We start from the raw sequence: 17,889 nt of genomic DNA, 5'->3' as shown, positions 1-17,889 counted from the left end.
TGGATTCCGGGTTCGCCTTCGGTGCCCCGGAATGACTGAGGCAATAGCGGGGCGGGCGTGCCCAGCTACGAAAAACCAGGACTCATAGCCAGACGTCATCCCGCGGCCGCCCGCTCCAGGGCCGCGACATCCAGCTTGACCATCCCCTGCATCGCGGCGAAGGCGCGGCTCGCGACGGCAGGGTCGGGATCGGCCAAAAGTCGCAGCATGATCTCCGGCACGATCTGCCAGGGCACGCCCCAGCGGTCGCGCAGCCAGCCGCACATGATCTCCGATCCGCCGTCCGCCGTGAGTGCGGACCACAGGCGATCGACCTCGGCCTGATCGGCGCAGGTGACCGAGATGGAGGCCGCCGTGCCGTAATCGGCCTGGCTGCCGCCGTTCAGCGCCTGGAAGCTCTGCCCGCCGAGCGTGAACGCGATCAAGATGATGTCGCCCGTGTCCCCGGCGGGCCAGGGACCCGGCGAGCGCTGGATGTGGTCGATGCGCGAGTCCGGCACGAGGGAGACGTAGAGGCGAGCGGCCGCCTCCGCGTCCTTGCCGAACCAGAGACAGGTGCTGACCTTCGCCATGTCCGCGCTCCCCTGCGCTACTCCGCGGCGTCGACGTAGAGCTTGCCGCCCTCCGCCAGGAACTCCGCCGACTTCGCGGCCATCCCTGCTTCGCGCGCCTCGGCGCTCATCGGCTCGGCCTCGCCCAGCACTTGGCCCGCCTCCTCCATCGCGAGCACCTCGGCGCGGAGATCCTGCGTGATCTTCATCGAGCAGAATTTCGGCCCGCACATCGAGCAGAAATGCGCGACCTTGTGGGCATCCTTGGGCAGGGTCTCGTCGTGGTAGGCGCGGGCCGTGTCCGGATCGAGGGAGAGATTGAACTGGTCCTCCCAGCGGAAGTCGAAGCGGGCGCGTGAGAGCGCGTCGTCGCGCACCTGGGCGGCCGGGTGGCCCTTGGCGAGATCGGCGGCGTGGGCCGCGATCTTGTAGGTGATCACGCCGGTCTTGACGTCGTCGCGGTTGGGAAGACCCAGGTGCTCCTTCGGGGTCACGTAGCAGAGCATCGCGCAACCGAACCAGCCGATCATCGCCGCGCCGATGCCGGAGGTGATGTGATCGTAGCCCGGCGCGATGTCGGTGGTCAGCGGGCCGAGGGTGTAGAAGGGCGCTTCGCCGCATTCGGTGAGCTGCTTCTCCATGTTGATCTTGATCTTGTGCATCGGCACGTGGCCGGGGCCCTCGATCATGACCTGACAGCCCTTGTCCCAGGCGATCTTGGTGAGCTCGCCCAGCGTCTCAAGCTCGGCGAACTGCGCCGCGTCGTTGGCGTCGGCGATGGAGCCGGGGCGCAGGCCGTCGCCCAGCGAGAACGAGACGTCGTAGGCCCGCATGATGTCGCAGATCTCGTCGAAGCGCTCGTAGAGGAAGCTCTCCCGGTGCCCCGCGAGGCACCAGCGCGCCATGATCGAGCCGCCGCGCGAGACGATGCCGGTGACGCGCCGGGCGGTCAGCGGCACGTGGGCGAGGCGCACGCCGGCATGGATCGTGAAGTAGTCGATCCCCTGCTCGGCCTGCTCGATGAGCGTGTCCTTGAAGACCTCCCAGTCGAGCTTGAGCGGATCGCCGCCGACCTTCTCCAGCGCCTGGTAGATCGGCACGGTGCCGATCGGGACGGGCGAGTTGCGCACGATCCAGGAGCGGATGTTGTGGATGTTGCGGCCCGTGGACAGGTCCATGACCGTGTCGGCGCCCCAGCGCGTCGCCCAGACGAGCTTCTCGACCTCCTCGGCGGCCGAGGAGGTGACGGCCGAATTCCCGATATTGGCGTTGATCTTGACCAGGAAGTTGCGCCCGATCGCCATCGGCTCGAGCTCGGTGTGGTTGATGTTGGCCGGGATGATCGCCCGGCCGCGGGCGACCTCCTCGCGCACGAAGTCCGGCGTGATGAAGGGCGGCAGCGCGGCGCCGAAGCTGTTGCCGTCGGCGATGATCAATTCGGCGCCCGCGATCATGCTCTCGCGCGCCAGATTTTCGCGATGCGCGACGTAGATCATCTCCTCCGTGACGATCCCGGCGCGCGCGAATTCGTACTGCGTCACCATCTGGCCGGGCTCGGCCTTCCGCACCGCGCGCTCGGCCGGACAGGGGGCGACGAGCTTGTCCTCGGGCACGAAGCCGTTGTCCTCCGGCTTCACCGCGCGGGGCGCCACGGCCGGGTAGCCGCGCTTGGCGATCCAGGGGTCGCGCAGGCTGGGCAGCCCGGCGCTGAGGTCGATGGCCGCGTCGGTCTCGGTGTAGGGCCCCGAGGGGTCGTAGACGCGGACGGGCGCCTCCTTCGGGTCGCTCAGGCCGATCTCGCGGAACGGCACCCGGATGTCCTCCCGGCCCGGATAGGCGGCGTAGACCTTGCGGGAGCCGGCGATGGGTCCGGTGGTCACCGCCTGGGGGCGGCCGTGAGGCAGGTCTTTGGGGAGGACGGGCGCGTTCATGGGCTTGGCTCCTGGCGTTGCAGGCGACCCGGATCGTGCCTGAGCGTCGAGCGGAGCGGCGCACCCTGCGACCGAGATTTTCCGTCCCTCCGCCGGTACGAACCGGATCAGGTTCAAGGGTCAGGGCGCCGTGCCCAATCTCAGCCCCCGGTGCGGGGCTCCCCTCGGAATGGCTCCAGGCTCGGATGCCGGGCGCCGTTTGTCAATCGTCCGGGTGGAAGGGGAGCGTCTGAGTTTGAAGTGCGGGCCGCTCGGCCCTCGGCCCTGCGGTAGCCCAACGCTCTGGCGCCATCTTCGCCGCGCGAGCCGCCGCCCCTTCACGGCCCATCGCCGTCGCAGCTTCATCCTCGGCAGGCGCGGCGCCCTGATCCTCCAGCTCCTCCTCCGTGAGCATGCGCGTCACCTTCGAGATGTTGCCGATAACGTCGGTGGGGCGCTTCTCGCCTCCAGGCCCGGTCGGCCCCGTTGCCGCCTTGAGGCGGAGCGACGGCGAGCGCGGCAAGCTCATATCATCGCAAGATCAAGGTGCTGAGCCTTGTTGACCGTGACACGGGGCAGGCCCGCTCCGTCGTCGTGGACGATCTGTGCCCCGACACGGTCCGCCGGCGGTTCGGCCAGCTCGAACACGTCTGCGGCCACTTCCGCAGCTTGCCGACCTAGCGTCGGCGCGGAGGTTGCCCGAAGGCTAGCGTGATGCGGTCGGCGGGTGACGTAATCGACTTCTAGACAGTCCTGGCCGTCGGGGTGCGCTCCGACGGCTTTTCGCTGACTGCATCGCGTCGCCTTACACTCCACGCAACGCGAGGGCCGCCCCGATGGCGACAACGACATCCAGCAAACTCAGGGCTCCCGAGATCGGCGCCGAGAAGCTGACGCCTGAGGAACAGAGCCGTCGCGTCATCGCGGATAACGTCGGCTGGGCGCTTCTCGCCTTCAGGCCCAGTTGGCCTCGTTGCCGCCTTCAGGCGGAGTAACGGCGAGCGCGGCAAGCTCCATTGCAGGCCCACCCGGCGGCGTGATGGTGATCTGCCCCAACCCTTCCTTTTGCAGAACGAGCGCCGTTTCCACAGCGTCTTCGATCGTGTCGCGCCGCACCGAGAGTTCACCCGAAGGCGTTCGAACCGTCACCTTGTACGTGTGCATCGTCCGTCCCATGCTTGACGCTAAGCATACGTGAGGCGACGGAGCGGTGCGAGGGAACGAGGCGGGAACGCTGACCGCGCTCAATCAGCCTCGGATTTCAGACTGCGACACGACCGGCGAAAGCCGGCCGGCGCGTCCAGCGATGTCGCCTCACCAGAGCCGGATCAGATTGTATCCCGCACCGACATCCGCGCTCCCGAAGCCGAGGAGCGTCGTGAGGTAGAGGCTCGCGCGCAGCAGCGTCCGGCCGAAGGCGCTGGAGAACAGGAACAGCCCCGTCAGAACAAGCCCCGAATACAGGGCCAGCCGGTCCCCGGACGCGACCACCGCCGCGGGCAGCCAGGGCCGCAGGATGCCGTAGCCGTCGAGGCCTGGGATCGGCAGGAGGTTGAGGACGATGGCCGTCCCCTGGAACAGGGCCGAGACGGCGATGACCGCCCGCAGGGTGTCGGAATCCTCGCCCGAGAGACGATAGAGCAGCATCAGGAACAGCAGGCACAGGACGTTCATCGCCGGCCCCGCCGCCGACATCGCCGATTGCCAGACCCGGCCGCGCAGGCGCTCGCGGTTGACGAAGACGCTCCCGCCCGGAAACCCGATCCCGCCGAGGATGGTGAAGACGAGCGGCAGGACGATAGTGCTGAGGGGATCGGCGTAGAGCCGCGGGTCGAGGCTGAGATAGCCGGTGGCGGGGATGTCGGTGTCCCCGCCCCGCCAGGCCACGAAGGCGTGGCCGAACTCGTGCAGGCACAGGCTCAGCACCCATCCGGCCATGACGAACACGAAGGCCGCCCCCGAGCCCGCGGCCGAGCCGGTGCCGATGGCGACGCCGAGGGCCGTGAAGATCAGGGCGATCAGCAGGAAGTTGATGCTCGGCCCCTGGACGGGGCTGGCGATGCGCGCCTCACTCGGTTCGATCAAGCGACCGCCCCTTCCCTTCTGCCAAGTGCGGCGGAACCGCGCTCGTGACACCGATGGTCCGCCCCCTTACCACCGTGGCCACGCCACATTCCACCCGCGAAGAGGTCTCGGTGTTCCACCACCGGCTGTCCCATCGAGCGTGCATGAGCCTCCTGATCCCCCTCGTCCTGGTCGGGCTGGTCGCCGCCGCCCTGCTCGGGCTCGCGGCCTCCCAGCGCCGCCTCATCTATCCCGGCGCCTACGAGGCGGCCCTGCGCCAGGTGAGCCCGCGGGTCCCGGCAGGCACCGAGCCGGTCGCGATCGGGACCGCGGACGGCGAGCGCCTGTTCGGCCTCTGGCGGGCGCCGGAGCCCGGCTGCGCCGTCGTGCTCAGCTTCCACGGCAACGCCTCCCGCCCCGACGCGCACGCGAAGCGCTTCCTCGAAGCGCCCTGGGCGGCGCAGGGCTGGGGCGTGCTCGCCATCGCCTACCGGGGCTATCCGGGATCGACCGGACGCCCGAGCGAGACCGGGCTCATCGCCGACGGCGAGGCCGCCTATCGCGAGGTGGCGCGGCGGGCGCCCGGGGCCGGCATCCTGCTGCACGGCCACTCGCTCGGCGCGGCGGTCGCCGTCGCGGTCGGCGAGAGCCGGCCGCATCTCGGCCTCTACCTCGAGGCGCCCTTCGATTCGCTCGCCCACCTCGTGCGCCTGCTGGTTCCCTTCGCGCCGGGCTGGCTCTTGCGCGACACCTTCCGGTCCGACCTGCGGATCGCGGGGGCGAGCGCCCCGGTCCTCATCGTCCACGGGACGAAGGATCCCGTCATTCCGCTCAAGCTCGCCCGCAAGCTCGCGGAGGCGGCGGGTCCGGCCGCCCGCCTCTCGGTCCTGACGGGCGACCACGTCTCGATCCTGGGGACCCTGGACATCGAGGCGGAGCGCCGGTTCCGGCCCGCGGCGAGGGCCGGATGCGCCACCGCCACGCAGGCCGGCGCACGCTGACGCGCTTCCCGCCCGCCGGCACCGCTCCCATATACCGGAGCGGTGGAGGACAGGCTCTTGGGACGACGCTCCCGGCTCTGGCGCGATGACGACCCCGACACGCACGGCCCGGCCCGCGAGGCGACGATCGTCTGCCCGCTCTGCGAGCGCCCCATCCCGAAGCGCGCGAAATCCAGCCTGCATCACCTCACGCCGAAGCTGAAGGGCGGCGCCCGCGCCGGCACGGTGCGCCTGCACCAGATCTGCCATTCGGCGATCCATGCCCGCTACAGCGAGGCGGAGATCGCCCGCCGCCTCGCCGACGTCGATGCGCTCCGCGAGGACCCCGAGATCGCCCGCTTCCTCGCCTGGGTCCGCACCAAGCCCGACGACTTCCACGCCGCCACGCGCATGACCCGCGGCCGGCGCGACGCCAGGCGCAAGCCGCATTGAGGCATTTGGCGCCGCTCCGTTAACGCCGCGTTCCGCATGACAGGCGATAAGGCGCCGCCTCGACGACGGCGCATACGGCCTCTTCACGATCGCCGCGCGAGGGTGCCCGCTGCCATCGCGCAGGGACGGGACCATGACGGCTCAGGAGCCATCGCTCAGCATGCGGGAAGCCGGCCGGCTCGCCTGGGTCGACGTCGCCAAGGGCCTCTGCATCGTCCTCGTCGTGATGATGCACTCGACGCTGGGCACCGGCGAGGCGATGGGCGGCGAGGGCTTCCTGCACACCGTCGTGGCCTTCGCCAAGCCCTTCCGGATTCCCGACTTCTTCCTGCTCTCGGGCCTGTTCCTGGGGCGGGTGATCGACCGCGACTGGCGCCTCTTCGCCGACCGCCGCGTCGTGCATTTCGCCTATTTCTACCTGCTCTGGGTCGTGCTGCAGTCGCTCGCCAAGTACGGCCAGATCGCTGGGGATGGGGGCCCGGGCGCCTTCCTCGGCCACCTCGTCGAGGCGCTCGTCGAGCCCTACTCGACCCTGTGGTTCATCTACCTGCTCGCCGTGTTCTCGGTGGTGACGAAGCTGCTCCGCCCGGTGAGCAGACCCCTTCTCCTCGCCTTCGCGGCCTTCCTGCAGACCTTCCCGCTGGAGACCTCCTCGTACCTCGTCGAGGAGTTCTGCGCCCGCTACGTCTGGTTCGTCGCCGGCTACCTCTTCGCGGAACGGATCTTCGCCTTCGCCGACCGCACGCGCCGCCATGCCGGCCTGGCCCTCGCGGGCCTCGCCCTCTGGGCCGTCGTCAACGGCATCGCCGCCCTGACCCCGTCCGGGTTCCCGGCCTACCCGACGCTGGCCGGCCTGCCCGGGATCAGCCTCGTCCTCGGTGGGGCCGGGTCGCTGGCGATCGTCGCGACCGCGGCGCTGCTGACCCGGGCCGGCGGTCCCCTCACCGCGGCGCTGCGGACCTGCGGCGAGCGATCGATCGCGATCTACCTCGCCTTCTTCCTGCCCATGGCGCTCACGCGGTCGCTGATCGTGAAGACGGACACGATCGTGGACGTCGGCGTGGCGAGCCTCGTCGTCACGGCGGTGGCGGTGCTGGTCCCGCTCGCCCTGGAGCGGCTCGTCCGGCACGGCCCCCTCTCCTTCCTGTTCCGCCGGCCCGGGTTCCTCCACGTGGCCGAGCGCCCCCGGCCCGAGGCGCGGAGCGCGCTGACGCCCGCCTGACGGCCTTCAGCGCATCGCCTGCGCCCGCGGCCGCACGAGGACGTCCAGAAAATTCGTGATCTCGCGGCGACGGCGCGCGTCCTCCAGGATCTCGGGTCCGAGTTCGTGGCGCTGCGTGAGCTCGGGCGATCCTTCAGGCGCTTCGGCGATGCGGCAGAGCTCGTCCGCGTAGGCGCCCACGGCCGCCGCGTCCGGCCGGACACCCGCCTCGACTACCTCGCCGGCACTCAGCCGCAGCATCGCGGCGAGATCGTCGAGGTCGAGCTCCGGGTGGTACTGCGTGCCCCAGAAGAGACCGGCACCGTGGCGAATCTCGATGGCCTGGACGTCGAGGAGCGCGTTCCCGGCGAGCACGACGGCGCCCGGCGGCGGTTCGATCACGGCATCGAGGTGCATGGCCGGCGCGTCGTAGGACGAGGGGCGTCCGGCCAGGAGCGGATGGGCCAGCCCCGCCGGCGTCGGCGAGAGGTCGCGGGCGAAGCCGTATTCCGGCCCGCGCGGATTCCGCCCGGTCCGGCCGCCGGCGATCGCCGCGGCGACCTGCACGCCCCAGCAGGAACCGAAGACGGGAAGGCCGGAGTCCAGGCAGACCCGCATCAGCTCGATCTGGCGCCGGACGGCGGGCAGGTCATCGGTGACGTGGAGCGTCGAGCCGGTGAAGACCACGCCATCGAACCCGCCGAGGCCCTCCCCCGGCGGAAGGCCCGCGTCGGAATCCGCCGGCTCGACGAGGGTGCAGACCGCGTCCGGCGCCACTTCGCGAAGGATCCCCGCATAGGCCTCGGCCGAATTCTCCCCCGTGGCTTGCGCACGTCGCGCACGGCCCTCGCGGTCGTTGCCGTCCGCGACGAGAAGATGGAGCATCTGCGGGGTCCCATGCGCCAGGCGCCCGAAACGCGCCGAGCGGCCGAAAAGGGAGGGGGAACCTGCCCCGGCACGTCCTGTTCCGGCCGAGGTCGGGGACGCGTGGACGCATGCAGGGGCCGTCGCGAGCGCGCCCGAGGGGGCGCCGTCGTCCCATGCTTTAGGAACCCTTAAACCCGCCGCACTTACCGTGCTGAACCGGGCCTCGCGGCGAGCGCGGCCCAGGGGCGGAAGACCAGATGGCGAACGGACGCGGAGGCAGGAGGGAGCCGAACTTCGACGTGCCCGAGGGGCGCGCCGCAGATCCGGCCGAACTCGACCTGCGCCTGTCCGGAGCCGATCGCGCAGGAGGCGGCGTGGCAAAACGCGAGACGGGCACACGGACGAGGAATGAGGCGCCGCGCCGGGCCTCGAAGCCCAAGCGGAAGGCGCGGCGCCCGCTGCTGGGACGGCTGATCTATGCCGGGCTCGTCCTCTCGCTCTGGGGCGTCATCGCGGTCGCCGGCCTCGTCGCCTACCATGCCTCGCAGCTGCCGCCGATCGATCAGCTCGCGGTGCCGAAGCGGCCGCCGAACATCGCGATCCTGGCCAGCGACGGCTCGCTTCTCGCCAACCGCGGCGAGACGGGCGGCCGGGTCGTCAGCATCAAGGAATTGCCGCCTCACCTGCCCCGCGCCTTCGTGGCGATCGAGGACCGGCGGTTCTATTCACATCTCGGCATCGATCCCGTCGGCATCACCCGGGCGATGACGCAGAACCTCACCCGGCGCGGCCTGGCCCAGGGCGGATCGACCCTGACGCAGCAGCTCGCCAAGAACCTGTTTCTCACCCCCGAGCGCTCGGCCTCGCGAAAAATCCAGGAGGCGATCCTGGCGCTGTGGCTGGAGCAGAAATACTCGAAGGACGAGATCCTCGAGCTCTACCTCAACCGAGTCTATTTCGGCGCCGGCGCCTACGGCGTCGAGGCGGCCGCCCAGCGCTATTTCGGCAAGCCGGCCAAGGCCGTAACACTGGCCGAGGCCGCGATGCTCGGCGGCCTCGTCCAGGCGCCCTCGCGGCTCGCGCCCAACCGCAACCTGCCCGCCGCGCAGGCGCGCGCCGCCATGGTGCTCGCCGCCATGGAGGATCTCGGCTTCGCCAAGCCCGCCGACGTGAAGCTGGCGCTGGCCACCCCGGCCCGCCCCGCCGGCGCGCGCGGCGGCGGTTCGGCGAACTACGTCGCCGACCTCGTCATGGACGTGCTCGACGACTTCCTGCCGAAGTTCGAGACCGACATCGTGGTCTCCACCACCGTCGATACCGGGCTCCAGGCGGCGGCCGAGAAGGCGCTCGTGGACGAGCTCAACCTGAAGGGCGGCCGCTACAACGTCGCTCAGGGCGCCGTCGTCTCGATGCGCCCGGACGGCGCCATCCGCGCACTCATCGGCGGGCGCGACTACGCGCAAAGCCAGTTCAACCGCGCCACGACGGCGCGCCGGCAGCCCGGCTCGGCCTTCAAGCCCTTCGTCTACCTCGCGGCGGTGGAGCGCGGCCTGACGCCCGACAGCGTGCGCGAGGATTCGCCCGTCAACATCAAGGGCTGGAGCCCGGAGAACTACTCGCGCGACTATCGCGGCGCGGTGACCCTGCGCGAGGCGCTGGCGCTCTCGCTCAACACCGTGGCGGTCCGGCTCGGCCAGGAGGTCGGCCCCAAGGCGGTGGTGCAGACGGCCCAGCGCCTCGGGATCTCCTCGCCGCTCCAGGCCAACGGCTCGATCGCGCTCGGCACCTCGGAGGTGACGCCGCTGGAGCTCGTCGGCGCCTACGCGGCCTTCGCCAACGGCGGCACCGGGGTGATCCCCTACGTCATCGCGGGCGTGAAGAGCGCGGAGGGCAAGGTGCTCTACAAGCGCAGCGAGGGCGGGCTGGGCCGCGTCATCGATGCCAACGCGGTCTCGATGATGAACGCCATGATGCACGAGACCTTCGTCAGCGGCACCGCCAAGAAGGCGGAGGTGCCCGGCTGGGACCTGGCCGGCAAGACCGGCACCAGCCAGGATTTCCGCGACGCCTGGTTCCTCGGCTACTCCGCGACGCTGGTCACCGGCGTCTGGCTCGGCAACGACGACGGCGAATCGACCAAGAAGGTCTCGGGCGGCAACCTGCCCGGCGAGGTCTGGAAGGCCTACATGACGACCGCGCTCAAGGGCCAGAGCCCGACGGCCCTGCCCGGCGCCGGCCGCTGGCGCAACCGCGGCTCGGACGGGCCGGTGGCCACCGCCAGCACGCCCGGCGGCCTCCTCGGCGCCCTGCTCGGCGAGCCGGAGCCGCCGCGTCCGCGCGTCGCGACGACCCAGCGGGGTCGCGCGCCGAGCGCGGACGATCGCAACTTCCTGGAGAAGCTGTTCGGCCTAGGGGAGTGAGGCGGCGCTACAGGCGCGGCTTGCCCGTCGCCGGATCGCGCCAAGCCATGGCCGTCAGGCAGGGAAGGAGCGGGAGCCGGAGGACGCCGCTCTCCGTCTCGATCAAGCCGTCGCCGGTCGCTTCGATGTGGCGGCGCCCTCCGCCATCGCTCGGCGGAAGGTGCGCCAGGTAGCGATTGGCGAGCGCGTCGAATCCGTCCTCGCGCCAGACCTCGAAGGCCTTCATGAGGTTGCGCGCGAAGCTCTCGACCAGGGCGGATTGGCTCACGTCGGCGAAGCCTTCCTCCTCGAGGGAGGCGGAATCGGGGGTCAGCCCCGGGTCGCCCGCGTCGCGCTTCGAGGCGATCAGCATGGCCGAGAAGACGAGCCAGTCGGGCACCGCGTCCTCGCCGCACCCCTCGGGCCATCCCAGGCGAGCGCCGCCGATCCGTGCCGCGTTGAAGGTCAGGGTGTCGGGCCAGGCGAACAGCACGGGGATCTCCGGCGGCGCGTGCGCGCCGATGGCATCGGCCAGCGCCGTCATGCCGGCGAAGAGGGCCCGCCGGGCCGAGGCCAGCGGCTCGTCGGGCGCGAGAACCACCGCCACGTCGAGGACGTCCTCGCGACGGACCCAGACGAGGGTCCCGGCCGCCTCCGGCCCGGCGATGCGGCAGGCATGGTCGAAGGCGTCGTCGGGCTCCTGCGCGACCACGCCGGTGAAGGCTGGCGGCAGCGTCAGCCTCGCCTCGTCGGAATCTGAGAACACCATGCGGCCGCCGTAATCCCCCTGCGCCCGCATGTCGGGTCCCAGTTTCGAATGATTCGAGTATAAGGAGCGCAGTGACCAACGCGAAGGGGCCGCGCACCCCGCCGATCAGGAAGATGCTGTGTCAGACCGGGTGGTGATTGCCTGCTCCTGCGAAGGGACCGTGCCGCTGGACGCCGAGACGATCGGGTCTTCCTGCGCCGGAACCCTCTCGACGGCCGAGCAGCTCTGCGGCCGAGAGATGGCACGGTTCGAGGCGGCGCTCGCGACCGGCGCGCCGGTGACCGTCTCCTGCACCCAGCAGGCGCCGCTCTTCACGGAGGTCGCCTCCGGGTACGAGGCCGCCGACCGCGTCGCCTACGTCAACATCCGCGAGAATGCCGGCTGGTCGCGGGATGCCGAGGCCGCGGCGCCGAAGATCGCGGCGCTGCTCGCGGCGGCCTCCGAGCCGCAGCCGAGCGCCCAAACCGTGACCATGGAGAGCCGCGGCGTCGTGCTGGTCTACGGCCGCGACGAGGCCGCGATCGAGGCCGGCCGCCGTCTCGCCGACCATCTCGACGTGACGGTCCTCCTGACGCGGCCGGGCGAGGTCGCGGTGCCGCGCCGCAACGACTTCCCGGTCCTGAAGGGGACGATCGCGTCCGGCTCCGGCCACCTCGGCGCCTTCTCGCTGCGGATCGACGACTACGCCCTGCCCGCGCCCTCCTCTCGGCACGCGCTGGTGTTCGGAGCCCCGCGCGCCGGTGCGACCTCCACCTGCGACCTCATCCTCGACCTCGCCGGCGGCACGCCGCTCTTTCCGGCCCACGACCTACACAGCGGCTATGTCCGCGCCGATCCGCGCGATCCTGCCGGCCTGGAACGGGCGCTGTTCACGATCTCGCACCTCGTCGGCGAGTTCGAGAAGAGCCGCTTCGTCGATTTCCACGCCGAGCTCTGCGCCCACTCGCGCTCGCGCATCACCGGCTGCACCCGCTGCCTCGAGGTCTGCCCGACGGGCGCGATCGCGTCGGCGGGCGACCACGTGGCCATCGACCCCTATATCTGCGCGGGTTGCGGCTCCTGCGCCTCGGTCTGTCCCACCGGTGCCGCCGCCTACACCCTGCCCCCGGCCGATGCCCTGATGCGGCGCCTGCGCACGTTAATGCGCGCCTACCGTGAGGCCGGCGGCGGGGACGGCATCGTGCTCTTCCACGATGCCGATCACGGCGAGCCGTTGATCGAGGCCCTGGCGCGCCATGGCGACGGGCTGCCGGCCAACGTCCTGCCGGTTCAGGTCAACGAGCCGACGCAGCTCGGACCGGAAATGGTCGCCGCGCTCTTCGCCTACGGCGCTGCCGGGGTCCGCGTGCTGGTGCGCGCCAAGCCGCGGCACGACATCGAGAGCCTGCGCCGGATGGTCGACCTCTCCGAGACGGTGGTTTCGGCCCTGGGCTACGGCGCGGCTCGCGGCCCCGTGGTGTCGATCATCGAGACCGACGATCCCGACCATCTTGGCACCGCCCTCATCGGGGCGGCGCCCGGAACGCCGGCGCCCGTCCCGGCCGCCTTCATGCCCGTCGGACCCAAGCGCGGCGTCCTGCAATTCGCCTTCCGCGAGCTGCACGCCGCGGCACCCGCGCCGGTCGCCGTCGTGCCGCTCGGCGTCGACGCGCCCTTCGGCGGGCTCGATTTCCGGGTGGAGGCCTGCACGCTCTGCCTCGCCTGCGTCGGCGCCTGCCCGACCCACGCCCTGACGGACAGCACCGACCGTCCCCTGCTCGGCTTCGACGAGAGCCTCTGCGTCCAGTGCGGGCTCTGCGCGGCGACCTGCCCCGAGGACGTCATCAGCCTGAAGCCGCAGATCGACTTCGAGGCCTGGAACCGGCCCCGCCGCATCGTGAAGGAGGAGGAGCCCTTCGATTGCGTCGCCTGCGGCAAGGCGTTCGGCACCCGCAGCACCATCGAGCGGGTGATCGCCAAGCTCCAGGACCGGCACTGGATGTTCGCCGGCCCTGCCGGCGAGGCCCGCATCCGGGCGCTGATGATGTGCGAGAACTGCAGGGTCGAGGCCGCGGTCAACGCGAGCTTCGACCCCCATGCCGGCCCCGAGCGCAATCGGCCGATCACGACCGAGGATTACCTGCGCGAGCGCGCCGAGCAGACGGGCGAGCCGGTCTGAAGGAGGCGAGAGCGCTCAACCGTCGAGGCTTTGGCCGCTACGGCTCCGCGGTCGCCCGCTCCAGGAACCTCACCAGGGCCTCGCGGTCGCGGGCGTTGGTGATCACCTGCTCGGGCATCTTGGTGCCCGGCGTGTAGCGGGCGGGACCCACCTCGAACAGCTTGGCGATGGTCTCGGCGTTCCAGACGATGTCGAGCCGCTTCAGCGCCTCCGAGAAGCGGTAATCCGGCGCGGTCGCGATGCGCCGCCCGAACACGCCGGCCAGCGTCGGCCCGGCCCGGTGCCCCTCCCCCGGCCGCAGGGTGTGGCAGGCGACGCAGGCCGAGAACACCTCCGCACCCGGATCGCCCTTGAACGCGGCCAGCGCGTCGGCCGGCCGCGTCATCGCGAGCGGCCCGATCGGCTCTCCGTTCGCGGCGTTCCAGCGTCGCACGAGCCGGTCGCCGCCGCCGGTCAGGATCTCGGCGCCGTCTGGACGGTAGGCGAGCGACCAGACCGGCAGGCCAGGCCCCACGAGATGGAACAGGACCTTGGTCGAGGCCCGATCCACCACTGCGACGGCGCCGGCGACGGTCGCGGCGGCGATGCGCGTCCCGTCCGGCGAGAGGGCGAGGCCGATCACCGGATTGGGCGGCAGCTCCACTGAGGCGCGCAGGCCCCCGTCCGCCTTCAGGATGCGCAGCGTTCCGTCGGCGCCACCGATCGCGATCTCGCCATCCGTGGCGACCGCAAGGGCGTTGAGCGGCGTCTCCGTCTGCACGACGAGCGGCGTGCCCTCCTCCCGCTGCCAGATTCGAAGGGTGGCGTCGTAGCCCGCCGTCACGAGGCGGCCGTCGGGCAGGTAGGCGACGGCGTTGACGTTCCCGGTGTGCCCGTCGAGGCGGCGGGCCGGACCGCCCGCGAGCGGCCTGATGCGCGCCGTGCCGTCCCAGGACGCCGAAGCCAGTGCCATGCCGTCCGGCGAGAGCGCGAGGCCGACGACGGGACCCTCATGCTCTGCGAAGACGCGCAGGGGCTCGGGCAGGCCGGGCCGCCACAAGGCGATGCGCCCATCCGCGGCGCCCGTCAGGAAGCCGCCGTCGGGGAGGGTCGCCACGGCGTTGACGGCGCCTTCATGGAACCGCAGCACGGCGAGCGCGGCGCCGTCGTCGATGGCCCAGAGGATGGCCGACTGATCGAACCCGCCGGACACCGCGAGCCTGCCGTCGGTCGAGACCGCCAGCGCACGGACCGGCCCGCCGTGCCCCCGCAACTGGGCGTGAGCCGGGCTGGCAGGGAGGGCAACGAGCAGGGCGAGGATGAAGCGGAAGCGACGAAGCACGCGGACGTTGTTCTCCAGGCGGGCGGACCATAGGCGATGGCAGCGGCGAAAGTCTGCGGGCAGGGCCCCGGGCGAAATGTCTCGTCTCAGCCGAGACTTGATCGCGGGTCGGGTTTGGACCATCGCTGCCGGCATGACGCCGCGCACAGCCTCCGCCGCGCTCCTGCCGTTGGACGAAGCCCGCGTGCGCCTGACCGCGGGGATCGTCCCGGTGGCGACGCGCAAGGTCCCGGTCTGGGAGGCCGTCGGAGCGGTCTGCGCCGAGGATGTCCTTGCCCAGGCGGACTTGCCCGGGATGCGGGTTGCCGCTCGAGACGGCTACGCCGTGGACTTCATCCGCATGGCCGGCGCGTCCCCCTACGCGCCCGTCCTCCTGGCGCAGGAGCCGGCCTGGATCGAAGCGGGCGAGCCGCTGCCGCCGGGCGCCGACACCGTCCTGCCGCCCGAGGCGCTGGAAGCCGTCTCGGGCCGGTCCCAGATCGTCGCGGATGCTCCCGAGGGCGACGGGACGCGAGCGCCCGGCGGCGAGCTGCGTCGCGGCGCCCTCGTCGTCCGGGCGGGCCGGCGCATCACGGAGCTCTCTGCCCTCGCCCTCGCGGCGGCCGGTCACGGCGACGTCGTGGTGCGCGCGCCCCGCATCGCCCTTCTCGCGACGGGGCCGGAGGGACCCGCCCGGGCGGTGTCTCACATGCTGGCCAAGATATTGACGAGGGCGGGAGCCGCCAGCGCGGATGTCGCGAGCGTGCCGGACGACAGCGCGACCATCGGCGAGGCGCTGTCGTCCGCCGCGGCGGATGCGGTGTTCATGGTCGGCGGCACCGGCTTCGGTCGAACCGATCTCAGCGCCGCGGCGCTGACGCGGGCGGGGACGCTCGCCGCGCACGGGATCGCGCTGCGGCCCTGCGAAACCGCCGGCTTCGGCGAGGTCGGCGGGCGCCCCGTCCTGATGCTGCCCGGGCGGCCCGAGGCGGCGCTCGCCGCCTGTCTCGGGCTCGGCCGGCCGCTGCTCGACGCCCTGTCCGGAGCGGAGCCGGCGCCCCTGTCGCGCGCGCCCCTCCTTCGCAAGATCTCTTCCGTGATCGGTCTCTCGGAGATCGTGTTCGTCCGCCGCGTGTCCGACGGCCTCGAACCGCTGGGCTCGGCCGAATTGCCGCTGCACCGGCTCCTTCAAGTCGACGAGGCGGTGCTGGTGCCGCCGGACCGGGAGGGCTATCCGGAGGGGATGCCGGTTTCCTGGATGCCGCTGTGAAGCAGGACGATTTCTCGGAGGCCCTCGCCCGGGCCTCCCGCCAAGATCAATTCCTCACGGTCCTCTCCCGGGAGGAGGCGCTGACCCGCTTCCGGTCGGCCGTTCCCCACGTGGCGCTCGGGCCGGAGGCCGTGGCCCTCGACCGGGCGCTCGGCCGCGTGCTGTCTGCGGACGTGGCATCCCCCATCGACGTGCCGCCCTTCGACCGAGCGCTGGTGGACGGCTTCGCCGTCCGCGCCGCCGACACACGCGGCGCCGATTCGGCCGAGCCGCGGCGGCTCCGCCTCAACCGCGAGATCCTGGCCTGCGGGGTGGCACCCCGGCTCACCGTCGCGGCGGGCACCGCAACGCCGATCGCCACCGGCGGGGTGCTGCCCCGCGGGGCGGACGCGGTGGTGATGGTCGAGGCCACCGAGTTCATCGGGGGCGGGGACGCGGCGATCGACTGCGCGAAGCCGGCGGCGCCGGGCCAGTTCGTCGGCTATGCCGGGGCGGACATGGCGATGGGCGAGACCGTCCTGCGCCGCGGCACGAGGGTGACCGCCCGCGAGGTCGGCATGCTCGCCGCCTGCGGGCTCGCGGCAGTCGCCGTGGTCCGCCGCCCGCGCGTCGGCGTGCTCTCGACCGGCGACGAATTGACCGCGCCGGGTTCTCCCCTGGGGCTGGCCGGCATCTACGACTCCAACGGCGCCATCGTCGCCGCCTCGGTCACGGAGAACGGCGGCGAGGCCGTGCCCTTCGGCATCGTACCGGACGACGAGGCGGCGCTGGAGGCGGCGATCCGCCGAGCGCTGGACGCGAGCGATCTCGTCGTGCTCTCGGGCGGCACCTCCAAGGGCGCGGGCGACGTCTCGCATCGCATCCTCTCGCGCCTCGGCGAGCCCGGCATCCTCGTCCACGGCGTCGCGCTCAAGCCCGGCAAGCCGCTCTGCCTGGCCAAGGCGGGCGGCAAGGCGATTGCGGTGCTGCCGGGCTTTCCGACCTCGGCGATGTTCACCTTCCACGATTTCGTGGTGCCGCTGATCCGGGCGATGGCAGGCCTGCCCCCGCGCGAGGAGAGCGCCGTCGAGGCGCTCCTGCCCCAGCGCGTCGCCTCCGAGCTCGGCCGGACCGAGTTCGTCATGGCCTCGCTCTCGCGCGGCGAGACCGGGCCGGTCGCCCTTCCCCTGGCGAAGGGCTCGGGCTCTGTGACCGCCTTCTCCCAGGCCGACGGCTTCTTCGCGGTGCCGGCCGCCCGCTCGGGGCTGGAGGCGGGCGAGCGCGTGGCCCTGACCCGGCTCGGCGCCGGTGTGCGGGCGCCGGACCTCACGATCATCGGCAGCCATTGCCTCGGGCTCGACTGGCTGGTCGGGCGCCTCGGCGAGAGGGGCGTCGCCGCGCGGACCATCTGGGTCGGCTCGTCGGGCGGGCTCGCGTCCCTGCGGCGGGGCGAATGCGACCTTGCCGCCATGCATCTCCTCGACGAGGTGAGCGGCCGCTACAACACACCCTTCCTGACCCCGGGTCTCGTGCTCGCCCCGGGCTGGCGGCGCCTGCAGGGCGTGGTCTTCCGCCCCGGCGATCCGCGCTTCACGGGGCGGGAGGCCGAGGCGGCGGTCCGGGCGCTGACCGAGGATCCGGACGTGATCATGGTCAACCGCAATGCGGGCTCGGGCACCCGTCTTCTCCTCGACCGGCTGCTCGCCGGCGCCCGTCCCGCCGGATTCTGGAACCAGCCGCGCTCCCACAACGCCGTGGCGGCGGCCGTGGCGCAGGGCCGAGCCGATTGGGGCGTAGCGATCGAGACCGTCGCCGGTGCCTACGGCCTGGGCTTCCTGCCCCTCACGGAGGAGCACTACGATTTCGCCTACACGGCAGAGCGGGCGGATGAGCCGGCGCTAGCCGCCTTCCTGGCCCTGCTCGCGGAGCCTGACACTATCGCGACCCTCAGCGGCCTCGGCTTCAGGCCTCGGGAGGAGGCGTGATGG

16 protein-coding genes and 1 riboswitch are annotated in these 17,889 nt (G+C 71.8%); of the genes, 8 read left to right on the top strand and 8 right to left on the bottom strand.

Annotation, left to right across the window (positions count from 1 at the left end; genetic code table 11):
- Window positions 1–95: 95 nt before the first annotated feature.
- The 3 genes from MFF55_RS02520 to MFF55_RS02510 all read right to left on the bottom strand — a co-directional run bounded on the left by MFF55_RS02520 (window position 96) and on the right by MFF55_RS02510 (window position 2,984).
- The gene (locus tag MFF55_RS02520) at window positions 96–572 is read right to left on the bottom strand and encodes a VOC family protein (RefSeq protein ID WP_238242498.1); all 477 of its coding nucleotides are present in this window, start codon (window positions 570–572) and stop codon (window positions 96–98) included.
- 17 nt (window positions 573–589) lie between these two features.
- The gene (gene thiC / locus MFF55_RS02515) at window positions 590–2,482 is read right to left on the bottom strand and encodes a phosphomethylpyrimidine synthase ThiC (RefSeq protein WP_238242497.1); all 1,893 of its coding nucleotides are present in this window, start codon (window positions 2,480–2,482) and stop codon (window positions 590–592) included.
- A gap of 67 nt (window positions 2,483–2,549) precedes the next feature.
- Window positions 2,550–2,657, bottom strand: a riboswitch (TPP riboswitch).
- Window positions 2,658–2,684: 27 nt separating this feature from the next.
- Window positions 2,685–2,984 (bottom strand): hypothetical protein, encoded by a 300-nt coding sequence (locus MFF55_RS02510; protein WP_238242496.1) that lies wholly within the window; start codon window positions 2,982–2,984, stop codon window positions 2,685–2,687.
- A 23-nt stretch (window positions 2,985–3,007) separates the two neighbouring features.
- Between MFF55_RS02510 and MFF55_RS27060 the strand changes: the two genes are divergently transcribed.
- The gene (locus MFF55_RS27060) at window positions 3,008–3,142 is read left to right on the top strand and encodes a hypothetical protein (RefSeq protein ID WP_373874697.1); all 135 of its coding nucleotides are present in this window, start codon (window positions 3,008–3,010) and stop codon (window positions 3,140–3,142) included.
- Window positions 3,143–3,415: 273 nt separating this feature from the next.
- Here MFF55_RS27060 and MFF55_RS02500 read toward each other — a convergent pair whose 3' ends face one another.
- Together MFF55_RS02500 and MFF55_RS02495 are read right to left on the bottom strand one after the other, a co-directional pair.
- The gene (locus MFF55_RS02500) at window positions 3,416–3,625 is read right to left on the bottom strand and encodes a hypothetical protein (RefSeq protein ID WP_238242495.1); all 210 of its coding nucleotides are present in this window, start codon (window positions 3,623–3,625) and stop codon (window positions 3,416–3,418) included.
- 150 nt (window positions 3,626–3,775) lie between these two features.
- Window positions 3,776–4,546: a site-2 protease family protein gene (locus MFF55_RS02495; protein ID WP_238242494.1), complete on the bottom strand. Its 771-nt coding sequence runs from the start codon at window positions 4,544–4,546 to the stop codon at window positions 3,776–3,778.
- A 143-nt stretch (window positions 4,547–4,689) separates the two neighbouring features.
- Here MFF55_RS02495 and MFF55_RS02490 point away from each other — a divergent pair, with 143 nt between their 5' ends.
- The 3 genes from MFF55_RS02490 (at window position 4,690) to MFF55_RS02480 (ending at window position 7,180) form a co-directional block, all read left to right on the top strand.
- Window positions 4,690–5,526: an alpha/beta hydrolase gene (locus MFF55_RS02490; protein WP_238242493.1), complete on the top strand. Its 837-nt coding sequence runs from the start codon at window positions 4,690–4,692 to the stop codon at window positions 5,524–5,526.
- A 57-nt stretch (window positions 5,527–5,583) separates the two neighbouring features.
- On the top strand, window positions 5,584–5,958 hold the full coding sequence (locus tag MFF55_RS02485; protein WP_238242492.1) for a restriction endonuclease: 375 nt from the start codon (window positions 5,584–5,586) through the stop codon (window positions 5,956–5,958).
- 133 nt (window positions 5,959–6,091) lie between these two features.
- On the top strand, window positions 6,092–7,180 hold the full coding sequence (locus tag MFF55_RS02480) for an acyltransferase family protein (protein WP_238242491.1): 1,089 nt from the start codon (window positions 6,092–6,094) through the stop codon (window positions 7,178–7,180).
- Between the two features lie 6 nt (window positions 7,181–7,186).
- Here MFF55_RS02480 and MFF55_RS02475 read toward each other — a convergent pair whose 3' ends face one another.
- Window positions 7,187–8,044: a type 1 glutamine amidotransferase gene (locus MFF55_RS02475; protein WP_238242490.1), complete on the bottom strand. Its 858-nt coding sequence runs from the start codon at window positions 8,042–8,044 to the stop codon at window positions 7,187–7,189.
- 239 nt (window positions 8,045–8,283) lie between these two features.
- Here MFF55_RS02475 and MFF55_RS02470 point away from each other — a divergent pair, with 239 nt between their 5' ends.
- Entirely contained in the window at window positions 8,284–10,446 is a 2,163-nt protein-coding gene (locus tag MFF55_RS02470; protein ID WP_238242489.1) for a transglycosylase domain-containing protein, read from the top strand.
- Between the two features lie 7 nt (window positions 10,447–10,453).
- On the opposite strand, the gene MFF55_RS02465 is transcribed toward MFF55_RS02470, so the two are convergent.
- The gene (locus MFF55_RS02465) at window positions 10,454–11,224 is read right to left on the bottom strand and encodes a biotin/lipoate--protein ligase family protein (RefSeq protein ID WP_238242488.1); all 771 of its coding nucleotides are present in this window, start codon (window positions 11,222–11,224) and stop codon (window positions 10,454–10,456) included.
- A 130-nt stretch (window positions 11,225–11,354) separates the two neighbouring features.
- On the opposite strand from MFF55_RS02465, the gene MFF55_RS02460 reads away from it, so the two are divergent.
- Window positions 11,355–13,352 carry a 4Fe-4S binding protein gene (locus tag MFF55_RS02460; protein WP_238242487.1) on the top strand — a complete coding sequence of 666 codons (1,998 nt, stop codon included), beginning with the start codon at window positions 11,355–11,357 and terminating at the stop codon, window positions 13,350–13,352.
- 37 nt (window positions 13,353–13,389) lie between these two features.
- Here the strand turns inward: MFF55_RS02460 and MFF55_RS02455 are convergent, their stop codons facing one another.
- Window positions 13,390–14,673, bottom strand: coding sequence for a c-type cytochrome (locus MFF55_RS02455; protein ID WP_238242486.1), 1,284 nt, complete (start codon window positions 14,671–14,673; stop codon window positions 13,390–13,392).
- Window positions 14,674–14,806: 133 nt separating this feature from the next.
- Between MFF55_RS02455 and MFF55_RS02450 the strand changes: the two genes are divergently transcribed.
- Complete coding sequence (locus MFF55_RS02450; protein WP_238242485.1) at window positions 14,807–15,922, top strand: molybdopterin-binding protein; 1,116 nt, start codon at window positions 14,807–14,809, stop codon at window positions 15,920–15,922.
- Complete coding sequence (locus MFF55_RS02445; RefSeq protein ID WP_238242484.1) at window positions 15,919–17,886, top strand: molybdopterin biosynthesis protein; 1,968 nt, start codon at window positions 15,919–15,921, stop codon at window positions 17,884–17,886. The genes MFF55_RS02450 and MFF55_RS02445 overlap by 4 nt, the downstream gene beginning before the upstream one ends.
- Window positions 17,887–17,889: the final 3 nt, after the last annotated feature.

Origin of the sequence: Methylobacterium iners (genome assembly GCF_022179305.1) — a bacterium.
In the GTDB taxonomy this organism is placed as follows: Bacteria; Pseudomonadota; Alphaproteobacteria; order Rhizobiales; family Beijerinckiaceae; genus Methylobacterium; species Methylobacterium iners.
The sequence above is the reverse complement of the archived record's forward strand: the minus strand, read 5'-3'. Positions and strand labels throughout refer to the sequence as shown.

Bases quoted from the DNA above. Each gene is read 5' to 3' on its own strand.
- MFF55_RS02520 (WP_238242498.1), bottom strand. From the start codon at position 572: ATGGCGAAGGTCAGCACCTGTCTCTGGTTCGGCAAGGACGCGGAGGCG.
- thiC (WP_238242497.1), bottom strand. From the start codon at position 2,482: ATGAACGCGCCCGTCCTCCCCAAAGACCTGCCTCACGGCCGCCCCCAG.
- MFF55_RS02500 (WP_238242495.1), bottom strand. From the start codon at position 3,625: ATGCACACGTACAAGGTGACGGTTCGAACGCCTTCGGGTGAACTCTCG.
- MFF55_RS02490 (WP_238242493.1), top strand. From the start codon at position 4,690: ATGAGCCTCCTGATCCCCCTCGTCCTGGTCGGGCTGGTCGCCGCCGCC.
- MFF55_RS02480 (WP_238242491.1), top strand. From the start codon at position 6,092: ATGACGGCTCAGGAGCCATCGCTCAGCATGCGGGAAGCCGGCCGGCTC.
- MFF55_RS02475 (WP_238242490.1), bottom strand. From the start codon at position 8,044: ATGCTCCATCTTCTCGTCGCGGACGGCAACGACCGCGAGGGCCGTGCG.
- MFF55_RS02470 (WP_238242489.1), top strand. From the start codon at position 8,284: ATGGCGAACGGACGCGGAGGCAGGAGGGAGCCGAACTTCGACGTGCCC.
- MFF55_RS02465 (WP_238242488.1), bottom strand. From the start codon at position 11,224: ATGCGGGCGCAGGGGGATTACGGCGGCCGCATGGTGTTCTCAGATTCC.
- MFF55_RS02450 (WP_238242485.1), top strand. From the start codon at position 14,807: ATGACGCCGCGCACAGCCTCCGCCGCGCTCCTGCCGTTGGACGAAGCC.